The organism is Neisseria sp. 27098_8_139, assembly GCF_041433195.1.
GTDB classification, from domain to species: Bacteria; Pseudomonadota; Gammaproteobacteria; order Burkholderiales; family Neisseriaceae; genus Neisseria; species Neisseria subflava.
The window spans coordinates 76,712-98,184 of record NZ_JAPWBA010000003.1 but is presented as its reverse complement, the minus strand read 5'-3'; the positions used below and the strand labels follow the sequence as shown (position 1 = coordinate 98,184).

Genomic DNA, 21,473 nt, shown 5'->3' with positions numbered 1-21,473 from the left:
GGTATTACAGGGTAAAAGTAGTGCGGTCGCTGCGCAGGCGCGGGCCAAGCTCGGCTTCGATCAGGTTTTTGGCCTGCAGGCAGCTTTCGTGTTCGGAGAATGCAAGGCCTACGCCTTTGGGGCGGTGGGCTGAAGTGCGAGCCGGATTGATCCAAACGACTTTGGTGGGCAGGAAGCGTTTGGGGTAGTCGGCGATTTCTACGGCCAAGAGGATGTCTTCACCTAGGGAGAGTACGTCATCGGTCGGTACGAACAGACCGCCGTGTTCTAAAAACGGCATATAGCAGTTGTACAGCAGATTTGGGTCTTTGAGTTGCAAGACCAACATCTTCGCCGGAATGTCTTTTTTATTCATCATTTATTACCTGTTAGGGTTTGTTTTGCCAAAAATCTAAATATTCGATAAGCAGATACTCAAGCTGCATTTTAACACTCAAGGTATGGTATCCGTAAGGGTTGAGCGCGTTCAGACGGCCCAATAGGGCAAACAGCTTGCGTGAATCGGTTTTAGAGGCCGTCTGAAGCAGGGCTTGGGCATGGTGCGGATAATAAAGCGGTGCCATGCTTTGTTGTGCCAAGCCGACATCCATCAGCCACTTTTGCAGCCAGTCGATGAAAACGGCCAGTGGTTGCTTTTGTTTGTCGAACGCGGCGGCGTAGTCGAGTATGGCCAACAGGCGCGGGGCAGCCAGCAGCGTTAGCAACTCTTCGCGTAATGCGTCCAATTCGGGAGTCGGCGTGAATAAAGGCGCGCCGCTGTGGAATGCCAACAAGGCTTCGGCATTTTCCACACCCTGTTGGCGCAAGTATGTCGCAGCCTGCTCATGGGTAGGCGAGGGCAGCACCATCTGGCGGCAACGGCTTTTGATGGTGGGCAGGAGTTTGTCGCGCGCATGGGTAACGAGCAGGAAAACGACGTGTTGCGGCGGCTCTTCCAGAGCTTTCAACAAACCGTTTGCCGCCTGTGTATTCATGCTTTCAGCCGGATGCACCAATACTACGCGCAGGCCGCCGCGGACAGCGGTCAGGTAAATGTTTTCCACAATATCGCGCACGGCATCAATTTTGATTTGTAGGAGTTTGCGTCCCGTTGCCTCGCCTTCGGGAATTTCCGGCGTGAGTTCGTAAAAGTCGGGATGGGTGTTTTGGCTGAACAAATGGCACGAAGCACACTCGCCGCAGGGTTCATGACCGGACTTGGGCGATTCGCACAGCAATGCCTGCGCGACAAAGCGGGCAAACTCGGTTTTACCGGTATTTTCTTTGCCGGTAAACAGCCAGGCGTTAGGACGGTTTTGCCAATGGGCGGCGAGCTGTTGCCATTGGGTTTCATGCCATGGATAAATCATATCGTTTGGGAACTATAAGGTAGGTGGTTATTATACTCTCAGGCCGTCTGAAAAAGGTTTCAGACGGCCTTTAATAAACTGCCTAAAAACTAATCAAATATCTTTTTAATTTGAAATATCAATCATTAAGCTTACTTATTCACAGCCTTTGCACACGCTTGTTTGGGGAAAATGTGCATTTTGTTTGGTGGTAAAATGGTGCTTAAAATTTAGGCAGATGTGTTTTTTAATGTTAAATCAGACAGTAATCTGATTTATGCACAGGCTGTCCACGAGATTGAACAGGGAAAATGTGCATGGTGGGGATACTTTTCAGACGGCCTTATTTGTTGATTTTCAACGAAGCGGTCAAATCTCCGATAAATTTTGGTTCCCGTTTGATGAGGTAAATAATCAACGGAAGATTACCCACGGCAACAATTAAATACAGCAACGTAATACTGTCGAACAACATCAGCAAAACCGCGCTCAAAATGGCGGCTGACACCATAAACACGCCGTTGATAATGTTGTTGGCAGCGACGGCGTGGGCGCGGAAGGTTTCGCTGCTGGCGGTTTGGAGCCAAGTGTAAAGCGGTACGGAGAAGAAACCGCCGAAAAAGCCGATGGCAGACATCACGAGCATAATCGGATACGCTTGGGCTTGCGATAAAAACCAGATGATGCCGTTTAATTCGGTAAAGCGTTGGCCATGGGTCAGCCACACCAGCAATAATCCACAGACGGTCAGACCCAGAGTGCCGATGGTAACCAAGCCCAAAATCAGGCGCTCATGGCTGAGTTTGGCGCATAACACCGAGCCGATGGCAATGCCGATGGAGAACAGCGCCAACATCAGGTTGAACACATTATCGTTGCCGCCCAAATGGATTTGCGTGAACGTCGGCAGTTGGGTGGTATAAACCGAGCCGATAAACCAAAACCATGAAATACCGATAATGGAAGTAAATACGGGACGGTCGGCCGCCGCTCCACGAATCAGTGAATTCGTGCCTTTGATGATATTCCATTCGATTTTTGTATCCGGCATTTTAGCGGGGACAGACGGCATAAACAGGCTGGTCATCGTGCCGCCGACGGCGACCAATAACACCAAACCGCCAACAATATACGGTGGAACGCCTGCGACTGCCGTGCCCAAAAGTTGGCCAAGCAAAATGGCGATAAACGTACCCGATTCAATCAGGCTGTTGCCCATAATCAGCTCTTTGTCGTTGAGGTAATCGGGCAAAATCGCGTATTTCAGCGGGCCGAACAAGGTCGATTGTGTGCCCATGCAAAACAGGCAGATTAAAAGCAAAGGCGCGGATTGGATGTAGAAGCCATACGCCGCCACTGCCATGATGATGATTTCCAACAGCTTGATCCAACGTGCTAAAACTGCTTTATCGAATTTGTTGCTCAGCTGCCCAGAGAGCGCGGAAAACAGGAAGTAGGGCAGGATAAACAGCATTGCGCCCAAGTTCAGCATTTGGCTGGGCGGCAGCAAGTCGTTTTTGCCCAAACCGTAAAAACTGATCATCACGAATAATGCGGTTTTGAACATATTATCGTTAAACGCGCCCAAAAACTGCGTCCCAAAGAGCGGCGCAAAACGGCGGGTCGTGTGGAAATTCAGATTATCTTTTTTAAGGCTCATTGTTTGGATTCTTTATCTTCATCTTTTTCGATCAGTTTTTCAGTGGAGTCGTCGTCCATCAAAATGCGGTGCGCAGGGCCTTCAAGGTCGTCAAACTGTCCGTTTTTACCCGACCACCAGAAAAACCAGCCGATGATAAAGGCCAAAATAATGCTGATGGGGACAAGGATAAACATACTTTCCATTACATCGCTCCGGTCAAATCGGTCAGGATAAAGGTTTTGCCGCTGATGGTCAGGTATTCGTTGCGCAACGCACCGATATTTTTATCGTCAAAAAACAATTCGATACGGTCTTTAACCACGCGCCAGTATTGCGGGATATCGGTTTGCTCAAAAGGAGACAATACTGCCGCTTCGGCTGCATCTTCGCTTTGCAACTTGATTGCGAAGCGTCCGCTTTGCGGCGGATTTTGTGATTCATCGTCTGCCAACATAATAAAAAATCCGGCGTGTTCGCCGTCTTGAGTGTGGATACTGAAATAATGCATATCGGGAAATCTTCAAAACCGCCGTCATTTTTTTCAGACGGCCTAAAATAAAATTCCGTCCATTTTACATCAAATATTAAGTCAAGCAGCCGATTACATTTTTTGTTACAATACGGCGTTTACTTTGTTAATCTGTTCAGACCGCTACCCACTACGTCCCACAAGGGGTGCAACATAGCCGGAGCAGCAGTAAGGTCCCGACAAAAATGCCGTCTGAAACCTCAAGGAGCATAAAATGACACAAAAATTAATCTTGGTTTTGAACTGCGGCAGCTCTTCCCTCAAAGGTGCCGTATTGGATAACGACAGCGGCGAAGTATTGCTGAGCTGCCTTGCCGAAAAACTCAATCTGCCCGATGCCTACATCACCTTCAAATTCAACGGCGAAAAACACAAAGTCGACCTGTCTGCCAAGCCCGACCACACCGGCGCAGTTGAAGCCCTGATGGAAGAACTCAAAGCCCACGGCCTCGACAGCCGCATCGGTGCGATCGGCCACCGTGTGGTAAGCGGCGGCGAATTGTACAGCGAATCCATTTTGGTTACCGACGATGTTATCGCTGGTATCGAAAAATGTATTCCACTTGCTCCTTTACACAACCCGGCTCACCTTTTGGGCCTGCGCGCTGCACAAAGCATCTTCAAAGGCCTACCGAACGTTGTCGTATTCGACACCGCATTCCATCAAACCATGCCTGAACACGCTTACAAATATGCTGTTCCACATGAATTGTATGAAAAATACGGCTTGCGCCGCTACGGTGCGCACGGTACCAGCTACCGCTTCGTTTCTGACGAAACTGCACGCTTCCTCGGCAAAGACAAAAAAGACCTGCGCATGGTGATTGCCCACTTGGGTAACGGCGCATCTATTACCGCCGTCGCCAATGGCGAATCACGCGATACCAGCATGGGCCTAACCCCGCTGGAAGGTTTGGTAATGGGTACCCGCAGCGGCGACATCGATCCTGCAGTGTTCAGCTTCTTGGCTGAAAATGCCAACATGACCATTTCCCAAATCACCGACATGCTGAACAAAAAATCCGGCCTGCTCGGTATCTCCGGTTTGTCCAACGACTGCCGTACCATCGAAGAAGAAGCTGCCAAAGGTCATCCGGGTGCCAAACTGGCTCTGGAAATGTTCATCTACCGCTTGGCTAAATACATTGGCAGCATGGCAGTAGCAGCCGGCGGTTTGGACGCCTTGGTATTTACCGGCGGCATCGGCGAAAACTCCGACATCATCCGCGAACGCGTATTGGGCTACTTGGGCTTCCTCGGTCTGCACATCGACCAAGAAGCCAACCTGAAAGCCCGCTTCGGTAACGCCGGTGTAATTACTACTGCCGACAGCAAAGCTGTTGCCGTTGTGATTCCTACCAACGAAGAATTGATGATTGCACACGATACAGCCCGTCTGAGCGGCCTGTAATCCGTCATTATTAAAACCTGCCCGAAAGGGCAGGTTTTTTGTTGTGTATAGATGAAGAAAATTTTGAGAATATATTGAAAAAAGCCGGCAAACATTGTGTTTACCGGCTTTTTAATCAGTGCAATATTAAGAATGCAGATAGATAGGTTTAGAACTTATAACTGATGGTAAACAGTAAAGTCCTGCCTCGTGCGTAGTTGTTCAAGACGGAGCGTGTCGTACCGCCATATTTGCCATTGCATAAACCGTTGGCATCGCATTCGACTTCTTCGTCATCTAAACCGCCTTTTCTTTCAAATACGCTGAAATAGCGTTGAGTTGCGGCATCGTTTGCGGCATCCAAAGGATCGACATAGCGTTTATTGAACGCATTTTGAATGTCGAAACGAAGGATAAGGTTTTTCTTCGGTTCATAATTGGCATAGAAATCAAAAATCATCGGCTGTCTGTTGATGCTTTCTGTTTTTTTGATCACCCTTCTGCCCATTTGATGTGAAGAGTAGGTATTGGCACCGGTTGTACCGTCAACAAATTCTTCCTCAGTCGTCGCCCGTGTACTTTTGCCGTAATAGCGCATAATGCCGCCGACGGTCAATTTGTTGCCCAACCATCGGGATCCTAATTCAAACCGACCGTAATCTCGGGGCAGGCGGGAAATTTTGCTTAAGCCGTAGCCCTGTTTAATTTGGTCTTCTTTAGAAGAGTTGCGGGGCGATTCGCTGGCATCGCTATAATTGGTCGGCTGGTTGGTTTTTTGATATGCGTAAGACAGGGTTGTAAAAAAGCGGCCGAAATCATAGTTCATTTCCACTTCCAAACCGTTTTTATGAACAGGTTTGGCGTAGTTTCGATGCTGGATAGAGTATTGCAGGCCGGTACTGGTTACCCAGCTGGGTGCTTGATCCAAATCCCACCATTTGCCATAAACATTGTGAATATAGTTGTTTATCCTGCTGCGATAGGCGACCAGTTTGAAACCCAATACATCGTCCGGCTTGAAAATCCCTTTTTTGAAGGTATTGAAGCCTATTTGGTAAGTATTGGCCTGTTCCGGCTTGAGGGCTGTATTGACGCCTGAGTCGCCGATTTGTGAAAAATACATTTCTTGAATATTCGGCATTCTATGCGTACGAGAATAGCTGATAAACGGCATAAAGTAGTCATTGACATTGATGTTTAATGCCACCGAATGGTTTACCGCATGCTTTTTACCAGATTTGGTATAAACCGGTTCGTAAAGGTCGCAGCTTGGCGTGCAATGCTGTTTATAAATTTCAGAATCTTCTCCAAATGCTTTTTTAAAGTCTTCTTGGGTATTGAAGTAGTCGGTATATTCGCCTTTGTAGCGGTAGTTGACCATATTGGCACTGTAATTCAATTGATAAATGCCTTTTTTCAAGGAAGTATCAAAATAGAACGTATTGAATTTTTGCTGGCCTGAAGGTTGCAATATGGTTGATTTCTGAGGAAATATTCCTTTGTCGCCTTTAAAGCGGCCTAAAAAGCTGTACAGGCCGGCATCTTGATCCGGGCCGTCGTAAAACAGGCTCAGCTCTTCCGGAAAGCGGTTTTTACTGTATTGGTTTTTAAAGAAATTGAAACCCACAGTGGCTTTTAAATCTGTTTTTTGAGGAAGTTTGAAAGAAAAGCCGTTGTTGATATCCAAAAGATTGGCTGTATTTTTGGTTTCCAAATAATCAAGCAGTCCCCATCCTGAAAAACGTGAGTTTTTCGGATATTTTTGTTTTCCCAAATTATGGGCAGCCAATACGTTTAAATCGACATAATCGCCAATGTTTAAGTTGTAATTGGCTTGATAGTTGCGGTTTTCTACTTTGCGGCTGCCGATACGGTTGTTCATGGTACGAAGCTGAAGATCCAACTTGTTGTTGTCGTTTTCGTATTCCACTTTGACCAAATGGCTGTTTGAGCGTTGTTGCAGGCTGGTCGGGTCGATTGGAGTCAGGTCCCATTGCGGTGCCAAATTTTCTTTCCAGCTTCTTTCCAAATCATCGACATAATCTCTTTGCAAAACTTCAGGATCGTTATATTTTTTGGAGAAAGGGTAGTCCCAATAGCTTTTACCGACTGCGTTGCGCTTGGAAAAGTCGCGAACCCAACGATTTTGCCCTTGGTCGAATTTCAATAAGTTGCTTTCAAAATATTCTTGTTTTTTACGGTCCAAATATTCTTCGCCAAAATTACCGATACGCTGACCGCCGCCGCCTACTTTATAGTTTTGCTCAACATTACGGTGGCTGTAACCATATAAGGCACCAAGGCGCGCACCGCTGTCAAACCATTTTTGTACTGCTCCGGTTGCCATAAAGTTGCTTTTGGTGCTGTTTGTGCCGGTCAATCCTTTGGTCAAGAGGCCGAAGGTATTGTTTCCGTGTACCACATCGTCTACCCGTAAAGTACGGAAATTGGCTGTACCGGATAAGGCATTGATGCCGTTGGCACCTGTGAAACTGCCTTTGGTTACATCCACACCGGCAATAAAATTGGGATCTAGTGCCGTACCGAATTGCGAAGAGCTGCCGCTGCGTCCGGCATCGGCAGAAGTGGAATAGAAGGTTTGGGTGACGCCGTCAACCATCGTATTGACGCGTCCCAAACCGCTATCGCCACGAATATTGACCGCCAATACCCCCGATCCCTTGTCTTGTTGGGTAAAAACGCCGGGCATGCTCCGAACGATGGTATCAATGTTTTCGCTGGATTGATAAACGCGTTCACGCGAACTTTTGGCTTGGCCTTCGGTAAAAACTTTTTTCTCTTTGGCAATGTGTCTGCCTTTGACTTGAATTTCATCAAGCTCTTGAGTTGAAACCTCGTCTTCTGCGTGTGCGATACTTGTTATAGCCAGTAAAGATAATGTTAGTAGATTTAATTTGAAATTCGGATTCATGATAGTTACCTCAGAAACGAAGTCGCTACTTTATAACATATTATTAAACTTTACAAATATTTTAATAATGGTTTTTATTTGTTAAAAAATAAAGCAGATTCTTGTTTCAGAAGATAACCCACCTGCATATGATTAATCAGGCTGAAAAGATAAAGCAGGTCTGAATTTGAATTTGGTTGATCGAGAAGAAGGGAGATTTAATTGAATTTAAACAGCCGGAAGAAGAAAATTTGATTGCGATATGTGAATTGAGCCGTCGGTTTCAAATGAAGTCCAAAAAACATGAAATGCAAAATATAAAGTCGATATAGAAAGGTTTGAAGTCAGTTGAAGAAAAGGCCGTCTGAAAATGATATTTCAGACGGCCTTTATTGTTTTAAGCCTTATTCCGGACCGCGGAATGTGTCGTGGCAGGATTTACAGGTTGCACCGGTTTCGCCGTAAGCGGCTTTGATTTCTTCCAGTTTGCCGGTTTGGGCAGCGGCGTTAAGTTTCTCAACAGCAGCGACGAATTTTTCTTCTTCGGCTTTGAAGGTTGCCGTGTCCGTCCAGATGGCAGGCAGGGCGCGGCCGTTGCCTTGAGGGTCGGATTCAAACAGGGTGAACGGTTTTTTGCTGTTTTCAGCAAAAGTGGCTGCAGCTTGTTTGAATTTTTCAACGTCGTAAGGTTCTTCGTCTTTGACCATTTTGCCCATGCGGGTAAACTCAGGCATCATGGATTTGAACGCGGCCGTACGGTCTTCGGAAATAGGGCCTTTAGGCTGGGAAGGCGCGCCGCTGCCGCCGCAGGCGGAAAGGGTAAGCGCCACTGTTGCCAAAGCAACAGGGATAAAACGGGTTTTCATATGGAGTGTGTCCTATTGTGATGATATGATTATCGTTAAATTTAGAATCAGCCGGCCAAACGCTCAGGCCGTCTGATAAGGCGTTATCATACCTTAAACCCAAGTCTGAAACGAGTATAGAAAGGAAACGATATGGCAATTTTGATTACCGGGGCATCAGCAGGATTCGGCGCGGCGATGTGCCGCACCTTTGTTGCGGCAGGCTATCATGTCATCGGCGCGGCAAGGCGTGAAGACAAATTGCAGCAGTTGGCAGAGGAATTGGGCGAGCAGTTTTACCCGTTGGAAATGGATGTTTCGCGTACGGAGTCGATTCAAAACACTTTGAACAGCCTGCCCGAGCATTTATCCGAAATCGATTGCCTGATCAACAACGCCGGTTTGGCTTTAGGTCTGGATTCCGCTGATAAAGCCGATTTTGGCGATTGGGAAACCATGATTCAAACCAATATCATCGGCCTGACTTTTCTGACCCGCCAGATTTTGCCGCAGATGGTAGCGCGCAAACAGGGCTACATCATCAATTTGGGTTCGATTGCCGGCAGTTATGCTTATTCAGGCAGTAATGTCTATGGTGCAACTAAGGCTTTTGTGCGCCAATTCAGTATGAACCTGCGCGCCGAATTGGCAGATAAAAACATCCGCATTACCAATATCGAACCGGGCTTGTGCGGCGATACCGAGTTTTCCAACGTCCGTTTCAAAGGCGACGATCAGCGTGCGGCCGAGGTTTATGAGAATGTCGAGTTTATCCAGCCGCAAGATATTGCCGATACCGCTTTATGGCTCTATCAGCGTCCTGCGCGGATGAACGTCAATTCCATCGAAATCATGCCGGTTGCCCAGACCTTCGCAGGCATGAAAGTTTACCGCGATGAGCCTGCTCCGATGAAGGAGGAAACGTTTGAAAAACAAAGCATGTCTTTGTTTGGAAAAATTAAATCTTGGTTTAAGTAATCGGCATCAGGCCGTCTGAACATTTCAGACGGCCTCTTTGTTATCTGAAATTGAACAAACACGTTATAATGTAATTTTTTATTAACAAGGCCGTCTGAAAGGCTGTTTCAGTTATGAACGCAATCAAACAAAAAATCTTAGAACAAGCGCAGCGCGATGGTGTGCAGGTAACCGCATTGCGTGAGCAAGTGCTTGATATTGTTTTGAAACAAAGCGGCGTGATTAAAGCCTACAACGTTCTGTCGCAGATGCAGCAGCAAAGCGAGGGCGTGGTTGCGCCGCCGACGGCCTACCGCGCCCTTGATTTTTGGGCGGAGCAGGGCGTTTTGCACAAAGTGGCGGCGGTCAACGGCTATATTTTGTGCAGCCACGCGCAGCACGAGTGTGACGACCATTGCCATGACCACGAAGAAGCCGAAGCGCACCACAGCGCGTTTATTTTGGTTTGTACCGAATGCGGTACGGCAGACGAGCAGACCTTGAGCCAAGAATGGGCGGCATTGCGTGCAGGCGTGGCCGAAACCGGTTTCTCATTAAAAGAAGAACATGTTGTTTTAACAGGAATTTGTAAAAAATGTCAGAAGTAAAAAAGACCAAAGTCCACCTGATTTCAGGCTTCCTCGGAACAGGCAAAACCACCGCACTCAAAAGTCTGATGGCGCAAAAAGATCCGAATGAAAAATGGGTCATCATCGTCAACGAATTTGGCGAAATCGGCATTGACGGCGCAGTCTTGAGCGACAACGGCATTCCCGTGGCAGAAATCGCCGGCGGCTGTTTGTGCTGCACTGCCGGCGCGCAAATGGGTACGACCGTACAAAAAATGCTGCGCGACGCCCAACCCGACCGCTTGATGATTGAAGCCAGCGGCCTGGCGCACGCCGCCAGCGTTATCGACGAATTAAAAGCCAAACCGCTTGACAGTATGCTGGAAATCGGCGCCGTCTTTACCGTTGTCGATCCGCGCCAATTCATTAATCCTGATTATGCGCAACAAGCCTTGTATAAAGACCAAATCGGCATTTGCGACGTATTGGTCGCCAGTAAAACCGACTTGTGCACGCCCGAGCAGCTGGCCGAGTTTCACGATAAAGCGTCCAAGCTGTTCCCGCCTAAAGCCAAAGTGGTTGAAGTTCAAAATGCGCAACTCGACATCCAATGGCTTGATATTCCCGTTGTCGAAAAATCGCGCTACCGCCTCAAAGCCCTGCCGGACAACACCATGGGCTTCCAGTCTCAAGGTTTCACTTTCCCTGCCGGGCGTGATTTCGACGGCGAAAAACTAACTGATTTCTTTAACGACCTGCCTAAATTTACAGACGGCCTCGTCCGCGCCAAAGGCGTGTTCCAAGTGCTCGGTACATGGGTGTGGCTCAACTGGGTGGATGGTCAATGGGGCGCAAACCAAGTTTCATGGCGCCGTGATTCCCGCTTTGAATTGATTGCCAAATCGTTTGACGCGGATTTAATTGAGAAGAAATTGCAGGAGGCGTTGGAGAAGTAAATCATCGGCCAAACGCTTATTAATCCGTTACTATTATGCCGTCTGAAGTCAGCAGTTTCAGACGGCCTTCAAATCAAAAAAATAGAGGAACACTTAACCATGTGGCGTTATATCTTTCATCGTATGCTCCTTTTGATTCCCACGTTGTTGGGGATTTTGGCGATTACCTTCGCCGTGATTCAGTTTGTTCCCGGCGGTCCGGTGGAGCAGATGGTTCAGCAGCTGACGCAGGGTGCAGTTGGCGGTGAAACAGCAGGACACAGCATGCCTGGAACTTTGGCCAAAAACGGCAACCGCATCAGTGCGGAAGATTTGGCCGCGCTGAATGCTTTGTACGGTTTCGACAAGCCGCCTGTAACGCGTTTTGTCGATATGGTATGGAAATTTGCCCGTTTCGATTTGGGCGAGAGTTTTTTCCACCATCAAACCGTATTTGAGTTGGTAAAAGAGAAAATGCCGGTATCGATGAGTTTGGGTTTGTGGACATTCTTCCTAACTTATTTGATATGTATTCCGTTGGGTATAGCCAAGGCGGTCAGGGATGGCAGCCGGTTTGATACGGTTACGGGTATGATCATTTTGGTCGGCTATACCGTACCGCCGTTTGTCTTGGGTTTGGTGTTGCTGGTGTTGTTTGGCGGTGGCAGCTTTTTTGCCTGGTTCCCGCAGGGCGGCTTGGTCGGCGATGATTTCGATACGCTCTCTTGGGCGGGTAAAGTCAAAGATTATTTGTGGCATATGGCCTTGCCGATTACCGCTTCGGTGGCAGGCAACTTGGCGGTCATGACCGTATTGACGAAAAACGTGTTCCTTGAAGAAATCCGCCGTCAATATGTTTATACCGCGCGAGCCAAGGGCTTGCCTGAGAAACAGATTCTGTGGAAACATATTTTTCGCAACGCCATGATTCCTCTGATTACCGGTTTCCCGGCCGCATTTATCGGCGCATTCTTTACCGGAAGCCTGTTGATTGAAACGCTGTTCTCGCTGGACGGGTTGGGTTTGCTGTCTTACGAGGCAGTGATGAAACGCGATTATCCTGTTGTAATGGGTACGCTGTATGTGTTCACGCTGATGGGGTTGTTGGCTAAATTGGTGTCGGATATTTCTTATTCATGGGTCGATCCGCGTATTCACTTTGGCGGACAGAAATAAGGCCGTCTGAAAATATCTTCAATCCATTATTAAAGAATGTTTCGAACCATGAAAAAGAAAAAATCTACTTCAAACCCTACTTGGCAAGCCTTTAAGCAGCATAAGCGCGGTTGGTTGGCTTTGCGGATTTTGGCCGTTTTGTTTGTCGTCACTTTGCTTGCGCCTTTGTGGAGCAACGACAAACCTTTGTGGATACGCTATCAGGGCGAGTATTTCTTCCCCTTGGTAAACGAATATAACGAAACCACATTTGGCGGCGATTTCGATACGCCTGCGGATTATCTGGATCCGCTTATCCGCCACAACATTACTTCAGACGGCAATTTTGCCCTTTACCTGCCCAATCCTTACGATGCCGATACCTTAAACGATTTTGATACGGCACCCGATCCGGCCAAACCGTCCGAACGGCATATCTTGGGAACGGATGACCGCGGCCGCGACCTGTTGGCGCGCTTGGTTTACGGTTTCCGCGATTCGCTGTTGTTTGCCTTGGTGTTGACCGTGGTGACTACCGTAATCGGCGTGGTTGCAGGCGCGGTGCAGGGTTATTTCGGCGGTAAAACCGACCTTCTGATGCAGCGTTTTATCGAGGTTTGGGGCGGTATGCCGGAGCTGTACCTCCTGATTATCCTGTCTTCGTTCTTTAATCCGGGGCTGTTGATTTTGCTGGTGTTGCTGTCGCTTTTCGGCTGGATGGGTTTGTCTGACTATGTCCGCGCCGAGTTTTTGAAAAACCGCCAGACCGATTACGTTTTGGCGGCGCGCGCGATGGGCGTGGGCAACCGTGAAATCATGTGGCGCCATATCCTGCCCAACAGCTTAACGCCGGTATTGGCCTTCCTGCCTTTCCGTATTTCAGGTGCAGTACTCGCTCTGACCAGTTTGGACTTCTTGGGCTTGGGCGTACCTGCTTCACAGGCAAGTTTGGGCGAGTTGCTGGCGCAAGGCAAAGACAACTTGGACGCGTGGTGGATCGGCCTGTCTGCCGTTGCCACGCTGACGGTGATGCTGCTTTTGCTGGTCATGATTGGCGAAGGTTTGCGTCAGGCATTTGACGTACGCGCACGCAGTTAATTGCTTTTCTAAAGCGTGAAGAGGGTGGGCGGAAAAGCTTATCCTGCATTCTCAGGGCCGTCTGAAAAGTTTCAGACGGCCTCATCCATTCGTTTGAATCATTAAAAACCATGAATCAAGAAATCACATTTCTTACTCTTTTTCTGCTCGGCTTTTTTGGCGGAACGCATTGCGTTGGCATGTGCGGCGGCTTGAGCAGCGCATTCGCTTTGCAGCTGCCGCCACATTTAAACCGAATCGGGCTGATTGTATTGTTGAACTTGGGGCGCATCAGCAGCTATGTCGTCATCGGTCTGTTGGTCGGCTTGGTCGGGCAGGTCGGCATTTCCTTAGACAATACGCGCGCGGTTCAAAACGGTTTGTATATTGCCGCCAATATCTTGCTACTTTTGCTCGGTCTCTATCTTGCCGGTATTTCAACTGCTGCAACCAAAATCGAAGGCATCGGCAAACCGATATGGAAACGCCTAAATCCTTTGCTGAATAAATTGCTGCCGATTAAATCAGTGCCTGCCTGTTTCGGCGTGGGCGTGCTTTGGGGCTGGCTGCCTTGCGGTTTAGTGTACAGCGCGTCTTTGTATGCTTTGGGCAGCGGCAATGCCTTGCACGGTGGGCTGTATATGCTGGCGTTTGCATTGGGGACCTTGCCGAACTTGCTTGCGATGGGCATATTTGCCGCGCAGTTGAAAACCTTTCTGCAAAAACGCATGGTTCGTTTGTGCGCCGGATTGTTGGTGGCAGGATGGGCGATATGGCGCTTGGCCGTATTTGCAATGGGGCAAATCGGGTAAGGTAAAGGGGATTTATTTAGTTTGTTGTTTTGCAATTTAAAAGGCCGTCTGAAAGATTTTCAGACGGCCTTTTTCACAAGAAAGATTTAATGTATCAAATTCCAAGCCATCTTGGCGGCAATCAGCAGCAACATGATGCCGAAGGCGATTTTGAGTTTTCGGGCGGGCAGCTTGTGCGCTGTTTTAACGCCGAGCGGAGCAAAGAGGATGGTGGCAACGCTCAATATGGCCACGGCCGGAAGATAGATAAAGCCTGCCGCGCTTTCAGGCAGGTTGGCAATATGCAAACCGTTGGCAAAATAGCCGATGGTGCCGGCAATCGCAATTGGCCATGCCAGACCTGAAGATGTGCCGATGGCACGGTGCGCCGGAAAGTTGCAATACAGCAGGAATGGAACGGATAGCGAACCGCCACCGATACCGACCCAACTTGAAGCCGCCCCAAAAAGCGTGCCGACGGCTGTCAGACCGGGGAGTTCAGGCAGGGTGCGTGAAGGTTTGGGTTTGGAATCGCGCAGGGTTTTGAGTGCGATAAAGGCAAGAAATGCAATAAAGAAAACCTGCAAAGCCAGCGTCGGCATATATTTTGCCGACACCGCGCCGAGGAGTACGCCGAGTATCATGCCCGGCGTCATTCGGCGGACGCTCGCCCAATCGATGGCGTGCTTTTTATGTTGGGCGTACATGCTGGAGAAGGTGGTAAATACCATGACGGCAAAGGAAGTGCCGATGGCTAGATGCTGGGCATAGGGGTGGCCGCCTATGCCTTGCAGTTGTAACGCCCATAAGACAACGGGAACAATTAACGTGCCGCCGCCTACGCCGAATAGTCCGGCAATAAAGCCCGCCGCGCTACCGACGGCGAGCAGGGAAAGGATGATGTCCCAAGACCACATTTCAGACGGCCTTGTCGTGTTTGTGAGTTTTGTGGCGTTTTTTAAACCAACGGATGGTTGCCATTACATAACCGGACAGGCTGTAACCGAGGAAGAACAAGAAGAGGACGAGCGAAGGCTCCCAATTGATGAGCAGCAATACCAACACGGCCAATACCATGCCCATAAACGGCACTTGGCGGCGGATATTGATTTCTTTGAAGCTCCAAAACGGAATCTGCACAATCATGGAAATACCGGCAAACAGGGTAATGCCCAATGCCCACCAATGCACGCCGGGGAAGCGTTCGATGCTGTGGTTGACCCAAATCAGGCCGACAATCAACGCAGCGGCGGTCGGGCTTGGAACGCCGATAAACCAGCGTTTATCGACTTTTCCGATGAGCGTGTTAAACAGCGCCAAACGCAGGGCGGCGCAGGCGCAGTAGATAAAGGCGACGGAATAACCGATTTTGCCAAACTGCCAAAGTTGCCATTTGTAGGCAATCAGGGCAGGCGCCACGCCGAAGCTGACCATATCGGCAAGGCTGTCGAGCTGTTCGCCGAACGCGCTCTGGCTGTTGGTCAAACGGGCAACGCGTCCGTCCATGCCGTCGAGCAGCATGGAAAGGAAGACTGCAATTGCCGCCGTTTCATAACGTCCGTGCATGGACTGGGTAATGGCGAAGAACGCGCAAAACAGTGCGGCGATGGTAAAGGAATTGGGCAGCAGGTAAATGCTGTTTTTGCGGATGGAGTTGCGTGGAGGAATCGGATTTTCTGTATTTTGTGAGTTGTCCATAATGTTTCCGTATATGCTGCGTGTGCAGATAAGGCATTATACCGCATTGGCAGGTTAAGGATTTTTAAAAGGCAGACATAGTTTCACTTCAATCGCATAAAGTTTCAGACGGCCTTTATTTTGTCAGTCAAACAACTCGCCCTGCGCCTGCTCTTTGGTCACGCGTACGTCGGTTTCGCCGTCGGCAAAAGTGATATGCAGTTTTTGTCCTTGTTTCAACGTATCGGCATTGCGGATAACTTGTCCGCGTGTATTTTTGACGACCGAAAAGCCGCGCTCCAGAATATGTTGCGGCGATACGGCTTCGAGCAATGCGGCTTGGGCAGTCAGGCTTTGACGGCGGTGGGCAAGCAGCTGGCGGAAGGAATGTGACAAGGCCGTCTGAAAGCGGTCGATATTGTTTTTGTAAACGGAAACATCAGGACGGCAATGTTTCAGGGTTTGGGTTTGGCGTTCAAAACGGGCAGTGTGGGTGCGGAGGTTTTGCGTCATCGAGTAAGACAGCGTTTGCGCCAGCTTGCTGATTGAGGCACGCTGCTCGTCAAGTTTTTGGCGCGGATGACGGATTTGCCGCGCCAGCCAGTCGAGTTTTTGGCTGGCATCGAAATAGCGTTGTTCCAAAACGGTTTTCAGACGGCCTTTGGCTTGGGCGAGGCGGTGTAGCGATTCTTGGCGGTTGGGGCTGACCAGCTCTGCCGCGCCGGTTGGTGTCGGTGCGCGCACGTCGGCAACAAAATCGGCAAGCGTGAAATCGGTTTCGTGGCCTACGCCGCTGACGACGGGAATTGAGCAGGCTTCGATGGCGCGTACGACCGGCTCTTCATTAAACGCCCACAAGTCTTCAATGCTACCGCCGCCGCGACAGACAATCAGTACGTCACATTCGGCACGTTGCGAAGCGGTTTTAATCGCTTGGGCAATTTGCAACTCGCTGCCTGTGCCTTGTACGGGCGTCGGATAAACGATAACGGGGATTTCGGGCGCTCGGCGGTTTAAGGTGGTTACAACATCGCGCAAAGCGGCGGCAGCCAAACTGGTGATGATGCCGATACATTGCGGACGGTCAGGCAACGGTTTTTTGCGTTCCGCTGAAAACGCGCCTTCCGCCTGCAACTGTGCCTTCAATCGTTCATAGGCTTCGTAAAGCTGCCCCAAACCTTTGAGCCGCACCTCATTTACGGTAATTTGAAATTCGCCCCGCGCTTCATAAATGCTAATTTTTCCTGATACTTCGATATGGTCGCCTTCTTTCAAAGGCTTCGCCAAACGCATGGCCGCACCCTTAAACATCGCGCAACGTACCTGAGCGCGGCTGTCTTTGAGCGAGAAATAATAATGTCCGCTGGCGGCACGGGTCAGGTTGGATACTTCACCGGCAATCCACAAGCCTGCGAGATGGTCTTCCAGCAAGGCTTTGGCAAGGGCGTTGAGCTCGGATACGGAAATGGAGGAGGGCGAGAAAAGTTCGGACATTGCGAAACGGAAAAATTTGGGAAAGCTGAATTATAAGGGTTTTAGAGCCATTCGTTGTATTCGTTTTCATGAAACTTGCGCCCTTTGTTTTAATATTATCAAAGCCGCATGTTCAGACGGCCTTGTCTGGGCGAGCTTGTGTTATATTATCGTTTGATTTTCGCTTCAAAAGCCGTGCGTATGCCCAAACTCCACCAAATTATCGAACGCCATTGGCAATCCCCCAATCCGTTTTTGTCTTTGCTGTTAAAACCATTGTCCAAGCTGTTTGCCAAAATTGCGGCGAAACGGCGCGATAATTTTGTTTCAGGCCGTCTGAAAAGCGAAAAATTACCTGTGCCTGTGGTGGTGGTCGGCAATATCCATGCAGGCGGAACAGGGAAAACGCCGATAGTCGCCGCGCTGGTGTCGGGTTTGCAGGAAAAGGGCGTTAAGGTCGGCATCATCAGCCGAGGTTACGGGCGCAAGAGCAAGGCGGTTCATGTATTGAATACAGCCAGCAGTGCGGCAGATGCAGGCGACGAGCCTTTATTGCTGTTTCGTCAAACCGGTGCGCTGACGGCGGTAGGCAGTAGCCGTGCAGACGCAGGCAGGGCATTGCTTGCGGCGCATCCTGAGCTTGAATTGATTGTGGCCGACGACGGCTTGCAACATTATGCCTTGCAACGCGATATGGAAATTGCCGTATTTCCAGTGGCAGATACTGGTCGCACCAATTTGGATTTACTGCCCAACGGCAGCCTGCGCGAACCTTTGTCTCGATTGGCTTCCGTTGATGCGGTCGTCGTCAGCGGGGGGCAAGCAGATATGGCATTCAGGCCGTCTGAAAATATGTTTGCCAGCCATATTGAAACAGGGCAGATTTACCGTTTGAACAGGCCGTCTGAAAAATTGGATTTGGCGGGCTTAGGAAATCAAATCGTCGCCGCCGTCGCCGGTATCGCTAAGCCGGAGCGTTTTTTCAATACGTTGCAAAGCATGAATATTGCTTTGAAACAAACCGTTGCCTTGCCTGATCATGCAGATATTACGGCAGCGGATTTGCCGGACGCAGATGTGGTGATTATCACGGAAAAGGATGCAGTCAAATTTTCAGACGGCCACGGCCTGAATCATGTGTGGGTCTTGCCTGTTTATGCGATAATTGAGCCGGACTTGGTGGCGTTTGTATCCGCGAATGTTTCAATCTAAATGCTTATAGATGTTTTACAGATGTTTTAAAGATGATCTTCAAACTACGCGATAGGAGTAAATCATGAAGTTAAAATATTTGTTGGTCGCTTGCGCAGCTTTATTTGTATCCACTCAAAGCTTAGCTGCTAAACCAAGTGATGAATCTGCAATGAAATGGTTGGAGATTCAAGGGATAAGCAGTAATTATAGCGAGAAAGTGCAACGTTCTTTGGAGATGGTGAATAAAGAGGACAATGAGCGCTTGTTAACGATGACGCCCAAAGCTCAAAAAGCGCAGATGAAGGCGGTCATCAGCCGTTATATGAAAACATGCAAGACGATTTGAGCCGCCCTGAGTTGAAAAAGCAATGGTTGGATGAAGAAAAGCGTGCCGTACAGAAAGTATTTACACAAGAAGAAGTCGATGTACTCAACAGCTTCTTCTCTTCCCCTCGGGGCAAGGGTATTTTGAAAAAAATCAATCATCTCAGACAGCATGGCGGAGATATTGACAATGTGCTGAGCCAAGCAGACGTGGATAGCATAGTAAAAGTATTTGAGCATGGGGCCGGTAAGTCTGCATTTGAAAAGATGGAACGTTTCGACAAATTGAATGATGAGATTGTTGAAAAGACGATGAGCAACAACTATATCAACGCAAGCAGGAAATATACGCCCGCTTTTGAGGCGCAAACGCGCGATATTTTGTGTAAGGGCAATAAACATTCTTCGGAATGTGACAAATAATGTGCAGGCCGTCTGAAAATATTGATATTTATTAAGTAGGTAGAAAAAATGAAATTGAAAACTTTATTGTTGCCTTTTGCTGCTTTGGCCTTGTGTGCCAATGCGTTTGCCGCGCCGCCCAGTGATGCGTCGCTGGAGCGGTTGTTTGAAGTGCAGAAGATGGATGCTCTGTTAGACCAGTCTCTCCAAAGCGTTGGAGGTATTGTACTTTCTGATCCGAAGATACAGGATTTTTTGAAAGATGTGCCCAAAGATAAGCGTCCACAGTTAGAAGAGGTCCTTAAAAAATATACAAATCAATTAATTAACGAAATTAATGCATTACAAGAGAATACCCAGGTACATAAAGCAGCTTTAGACGGTATAAAGGCGGTTTATACTCAGGAAGAAGTCAATAGATTGATTGACTTTTACGGCACGGCAGTGGGGCAATTATACTTACTAAAACGCCGTGCTATTTTGAGATCACAATGAATCTAATATTGTCTAATATTGAGTATCATCACCGAAAAATACGAAAAATCCAGTCAAAACGAAAACTTAGCCCGTGAAATCCGTCAGATCATGTGCAACGGCAAAAATCCTGACCAAGTCTGTACGCGGCAAGCAAAGAAAACGGCACAGAAAAAATGATGCCGCTTGAGGCCGTCTGAAAACAAGCGTAGCAAGTTTCGCCAAAACGAGCAAAGTGATTTTCGCTAAAACTATCAAACCTGAAAGTAAACCCCATGGAAAAAAAATTCTTAGACATCCTCGTTTGTCCTGTGACCAAAGGCAAACTCGAATACCATCAAGACAAACAGGAATTGTGGAGCCGTCAGGCGAAGCTGGCTTATCCTATTCGTGACGGCATCCCTTATATGTTGGAAAACGAAGCGCGCCCGTTGAGCGAAGAGGAACTGAAAGCATGACCGAATTTGTCGTATTGATTCCGGCGCGGTTGGATTCTTCACGTCTGCCGGGTAAGGCTTTGGCCGATATTCACGGTAAACCGATGGTTGTGCGTGTCGCCGAACAAGCGGCGAAAAGCAAGGCCGCGCGTGTTGTCGTTGCCACCGACCATCCCGATATTCAGACGGCCTGTCAGGCGCATGGCGTCGAAGTGGTCATGACTTCCAATCAACATGAAAGCGGTACAACGCGCCTTGCCGAAGCGGCCAATACGCTGAAACTGCCGCAGCATCTGATTGTTGTGAACGTACAAGGCGATGAGCCTTTAATCGACCCCAAGCTCATCAACCGTACAGCCGAAGTTTTGGTTGAAAACAATGTGCAAATGGCAACCGCCGCCCATGAATTGCACGATTTTGACGAGTTTATGAATCCCAATGTCGTCAAAGTCATCCTTGATAAAAACCGCAACGCCATCTATTTCAGCCGCGCCCCGATTCCTTATCCGCGCGATGTGATGCGTGCCGAAAAACGCGAATTGCCTTCCGAAACAGCCGTTTTGCGCCACATCGGCATTTATGCCTATCGTGCAGGCTTCCTGCAACGCTATTCCGAAATGGATGTTTCTCCTTTGGAAACCATCGAATCGCTGGAACAGTTGCGCGTCCTGTGGCACGGTTATCCGATTGCTGTTGAAATCACCCAAGAAGCGCCTGCTGCCGGTGTGGATACGCAGGAAGATTTGGACAGAGTACGTGTTGCGTTTAAAGCTTAAGGCCGTCTGAAAGGAAAAGACATGAATGATTTCCGCTATTTGAGCCGTGAAGAACAAAAATTGCTTGCCGACGTGGAGAAGCTGGTAAGAGATGACGAACAAGAATTCAACTATGACATGCTTAAAATAGAGGCGCCGGAACAGGCCAGCGGCGAGTTTTGGTTCCGCATGGCAGAAATGCTCAGCACTTTGCCGCCCAATCAGTCGTTGGACTTGCGTATGAACGGCGGACGCTTGACCGTTGCTGTATCAATTTTGTCAGTATTGCTGCAAGATAATCCCGATATTCCGCAGCTTTGGGCACAAAAAATCATTGCACTCAACTACTTGGCTCATGGCCATCAAACCCGTGCAATCGGTTTGGCGCAGCAGCCTGACAAAGCGGCCGAAGCCAATGAAGAAGAATATTTGGCGAAAGCCTTATCGCAAAACTTGCTTTCCACTTTGAAAGACGCGATAGAGCGATTCCCGGAAGACTCATGGTTTATCGAAATGCACGACGATGCATGGAAGCATTTCGGCCAGAAAGAGGCCGTCTGAAGTTTTGAACGATAAACACAAGCCGTGTAAAATTATCTGAACATTAA

At 48.7% G+C, this 21,473-nt stretch carries 24 protein-coding genes; 14 read left to right on the top strand and 10 right to left on the bottom strand.

Features of this window, described 5'->3' with window-relative positions; genetic code table 11:
- Window positions 1–4: 4 nt before the first annotated feature.
- The 5 genes from O3660_RS05005 to O3660_RS04985 all read right to left on the bottom strand — a co-directional run bounded on the left by O3660_RS05005 (window position 5) and on the right by O3660_RS04985 (window position 3,478).
- The gene (locus O3660_RS05005; protein ID WP_049351191.1) at window positions 5–358 is read right to left on the bottom strand and encodes a PilZ domain-containing protein; all 354 of its coding nucleotides are present in this window, start codon (window positions 356–358) and stop codon (window positions 5–7) included.
- Between the two features lie 10 nt (window positions 359–368).
- Complete coding sequence (locus O3660_RS05000; protein ID WP_371464613.1) at window positions 369–1,349, bottom strand: DNA polymerase III subunit delta'; 981 nt, start codon at window positions 1,347–1,349, stop codon at window positions 369–371.
- Between the two features lie 322 nt (window positions 1,350–1,671).
- Window positions 1,672–2,988: an MFS transporter gene (locus tag O3660_RS04995; protein ID WP_049351193.1), complete on the bottom strand. Its 1,317-nt coding sequence runs from the start codon at window positions 2,986–2,988 to the stop codon at window positions 1,672–1,674.
- Window positions 2,985–3,173 (bottom strand): cbb3-type cytochrome oxidase assembly protein CcoS, encoded by a 189-nt coding sequence (gene ccoS, locus O3660_RS04990; protein WP_003681462.1) that lies wholly within the window; start codon window positions 3,171–3,173, stop codon window positions 2,985–2,987. The genes O3660_RS04995 and ccoS overlap by 4 nt, the downstream gene beginning before the upstream one ends.
- The gene (locus tag O3660_RS04985; protein WP_003681461.1) at window positions 3,173–3,478 is read right to left on the bottom strand and encodes a hypothetical protein; all 306 of its coding nucleotides are present in this window, start codon (window positions 3,476–3,478) and stop codon (window positions 3,173–3,175) included. Before O3660_RS04985 ends, ccoS begins: the two co-directional genes overlap by 1 nt.
- A 235-nt stretch (window positions 3,479–3,713) precedes the next feature.
- Here O3660_RS04985 and O3660_RS04980 point away from each other — a divergent pair, with 235 nt between their 5' ends.
- Complete coding sequence (locus tag O3660_RS04980; RefSeq protein ID WP_049351194.1) at window positions 3,714–4,910, top strand: acetate kinase; 1,197 nt, start codon at window positions 3,714–3,716, stop codon at window positions 4,908–4,910.
- Window positions 4,911–5,058: 148 nt separating this feature from the next.
- On the opposite strand, the gene O3660_RS04975 is transcribed toward O3660_RS04980, so the two are convergent.
- Complete coding sequence (locus O3660_RS04975) at window positions 5,059–7,821, bottom strand: TonB-dependent receptor domain-containing protein (RefSeq protein ID WP_049351195.1); 2,763 nt, start codon at window positions 7,819–7,821, stop codon at window positions 5,059–5,061.
- A gap of 383 nt (window positions 7,822–8,204) precedes the next feature.
- The gene (locus O3660_RS04970) at window positions 8,205–8,666 is read right to left on the bottom strand and encodes a cytochrome c (protein ID WP_049351196.1); all 462 of its coding nucleotides are present in this window, start codon (window positions 8,664–8,666) and stop codon (window positions 8,205–8,207) included.
- Between the two features lie 132 nt (window positions 8,667–8,798).
- On the opposite strand from O3660_RS04970, the gene O3660_RS04965 reads away from it, so the two are divergent.
- The 6 genes from O3660_RS04965 to O3660_RS04940 all read left to right on the top strand — a co-directional run bounded on the left by O3660_RS04965 (window position 8,799) and on the right by O3660_RS04940 (window position 14,150).
- The gene (locus O3660_RS04965) at window positions 8,799–9,623 is read left to right on the top strand and encodes an SDR family oxidoreductase (RefSeq protein WP_049351197.1); all 825 of its coding nucleotides are present in this window, start codon (window positions 8,799–8,801) and stop codon (window positions 9,621–9,623) included.
- Window positions 9,624–9,736: 113 nt separating this feature from the next.
- Window positions 9,737–10,210 carry a Fur family transcriptional regulator gene (locus tag O3660_RS04960; RefSeq protein WP_049351198.1) on the top strand — a complete coding sequence of 158 codons (474 nt, stop codon included), beginning with the start codon at window positions 9,737–9,739 and terminating at the stop codon, window positions 10,208–10,210.
- On the top strand, window positions 10,198–11,127 hold the full coding sequence (locus tag O3660_RS04955; RefSeq protein ID WP_049351199.1) for a GTP-binding protein: 930 nt from the start codon (window positions 10,198–10,200) through the stop codon (window positions 11,125–11,127). The genes O3660_RS04960 and O3660_RS04955 overlap by 13 nt, the downstream gene beginning before the upstream one ends.
- A gap of 99 nt (window positions 11,128–11,226) precedes the next feature.
- Complete coding sequence (locus tag O3660_RS04950; RefSeq protein WP_049351200.1) at window positions 11,227–12,282, top strand: ABC transporter permease subunit; 1,056 nt, start codon at window positions 11,227–11,229, stop codon at window positions 12,280–12,282.
- A gap of 36 nt (window positions 12,283–12,318) precedes the next feature.
- Complete coding sequence (locus tag O3660_RS04945) at window positions 12,319–13,359, top strand: ABC transporter permease (protein ID WP_004520828.1); 1,041 nt, start codon at window positions 12,319–12,321, stop codon at window positions 13,357–13,359.
- A gap of 110 nt (window positions 13,360–13,469) precedes the next feature.
- Window positions 13,470–14,150: a sulfite exporter TauE/SafE family protein gene (locus O3660_RS04940; RefSeq protein ID WP_049351201.1), complete on the top strand. Its 681-nt coding sequence runs from the start codon at window positions 13,470–13,472 to the stop codon at window positions 14,148–14,150.
- Window positions 14,151–14,236: 86 nt separating this feature from the next.
- Here the strand turns inward: O3660_RS04940 and O3660_RS04935 are convergent, their stop codons facing one another.
- From O3660_RS04935 to xseA, 3 genes are all read right to left on the bottom strand, one after another.
- Window positions 14,237–15,046, bottom strand: coding sequence for a sulfite exporter TauE/SafE family protein (locus O3660_RS04935; protein ID WP_049351202.1), 810 nt, complete (start codon window positions 15,044–15,046; stop codon window positions 14,237–14,239).
- Window position 15,047: 1 nt separating this feature from the next.
- A complete protein-coding gene (gene pssA / locus O3660_RS04930) occupies window positions 15,048–15,827 on the bottom strand; it encodes a CDP-diacylglycerol--serine O-phosphatidyltransferase (protein WP_049351203.1) in 780 nt (259 codons plus the stop codon).
- 123 nt (window positions 15,828–15,950) lie between these two features.
- Entirely contained in the window at window positions 15,951–17,300 is a 1,350-nt protein-coding gene (xseA, locus tag O3660_RS04925; protein WP_049351204.1) for an exodeoxyribonuclease VII large subunit, read from the bottom strand.
- A gap of 180 nt (window positions 17,301–17,480) precedes the next feature.
- On the opposite strand from xseA, the gene lpxK reads away from it, so the two are divergent.
- The 7 genes from lpxK to O3660_RS04890 all read left to right on the top strand — a co-directional run bounded on the left by lpxK (window position 17,481) and on the right by O3660_RS04890 (window position 21,426).
- A complete protein-coding gene (lpxK, locus tag O3660_RS04920) occupies window positions 17,481–18,491 on the top strand; it encodes a tetraacyldisaccharide 4'-kinase (protein ID WP_049351205.1) in 1,011 nt (336 codons plus the stop codon).
- A 64-nt stretch (window positions 18,492–18,555) separates the two neighbouring features.
- Complete coding sequence (locus O3660_RS04915; protein ID WP_283126983.1) at window positions 18,556–18,819, top strand: hypothetical protein; 264 nt, start codon at window positions 18,556–18,558, stop codon at window positions 18,817–18,819.
- Window positions 18,804–19,220, top strand: coding sequence for a hypothetical protein (locus O3660_RS04910; protein ID WP_283126984.1), 417 nt, complete (start codon window positions 18,804–18,806; stop codon window positions 19,218–19,220). Before O3660_RS04915 ends, O3660_RS04910 begins: the two co-directional genes overlap by 16 nt.
- Window positions 19,221–19,268: 48 nt before the next feature.
- The gene (locus tag O3660_RS04905) at window positions 19,269–19,694 is read left to right on the top strand and encodes a hypothetical protein (protein ID WP_283126985.1); all 426 of its coding nucleotides are present in this window, start codon (window positions 19,269–19,271) and stop codon (window positions 19,692–19,694) included.
- A 254-nt stretch (window positions 19,695–19,948) separates the two neighbouring features.
- Complete coding sequence (locus tag O3660_RS04900) at window positions 19,949–20,131, top strand: Trm112 family protein (RefSeq protein ID WP_049329252.1); 183 nt, start codon at window positions 19,949–19,951, stop codon at window positions 20,129–20,131.
- Entirely contained in the window at window positions 20,128–20,886 is a 759-nt protein-coding gene (gene kdsB, locus O3660_RS04895; protein WP_049351206.1) for a 3-deoxy-manno-octulosonate cytidylyltransferase, read from the top strand. The genes O3660_RS04900 and kdsB overlap by 4 nt, the downstream gene beginning before the upstream one ends.
- A gap of 21 nt (window positions 20,887–20,907) precedes the next feature.
- A complete protein-coding gene (locus O3660_RS04890; protein WP_049351207.1) occupies window positions 20,908–21,426 on the top strand; it encodes a hypothetical protein in 519 nt (172 codons plus the stop codon).
- The last annotated feature ends 47 nt before the right edge of the window (window positions 21,427–21,473 follow it).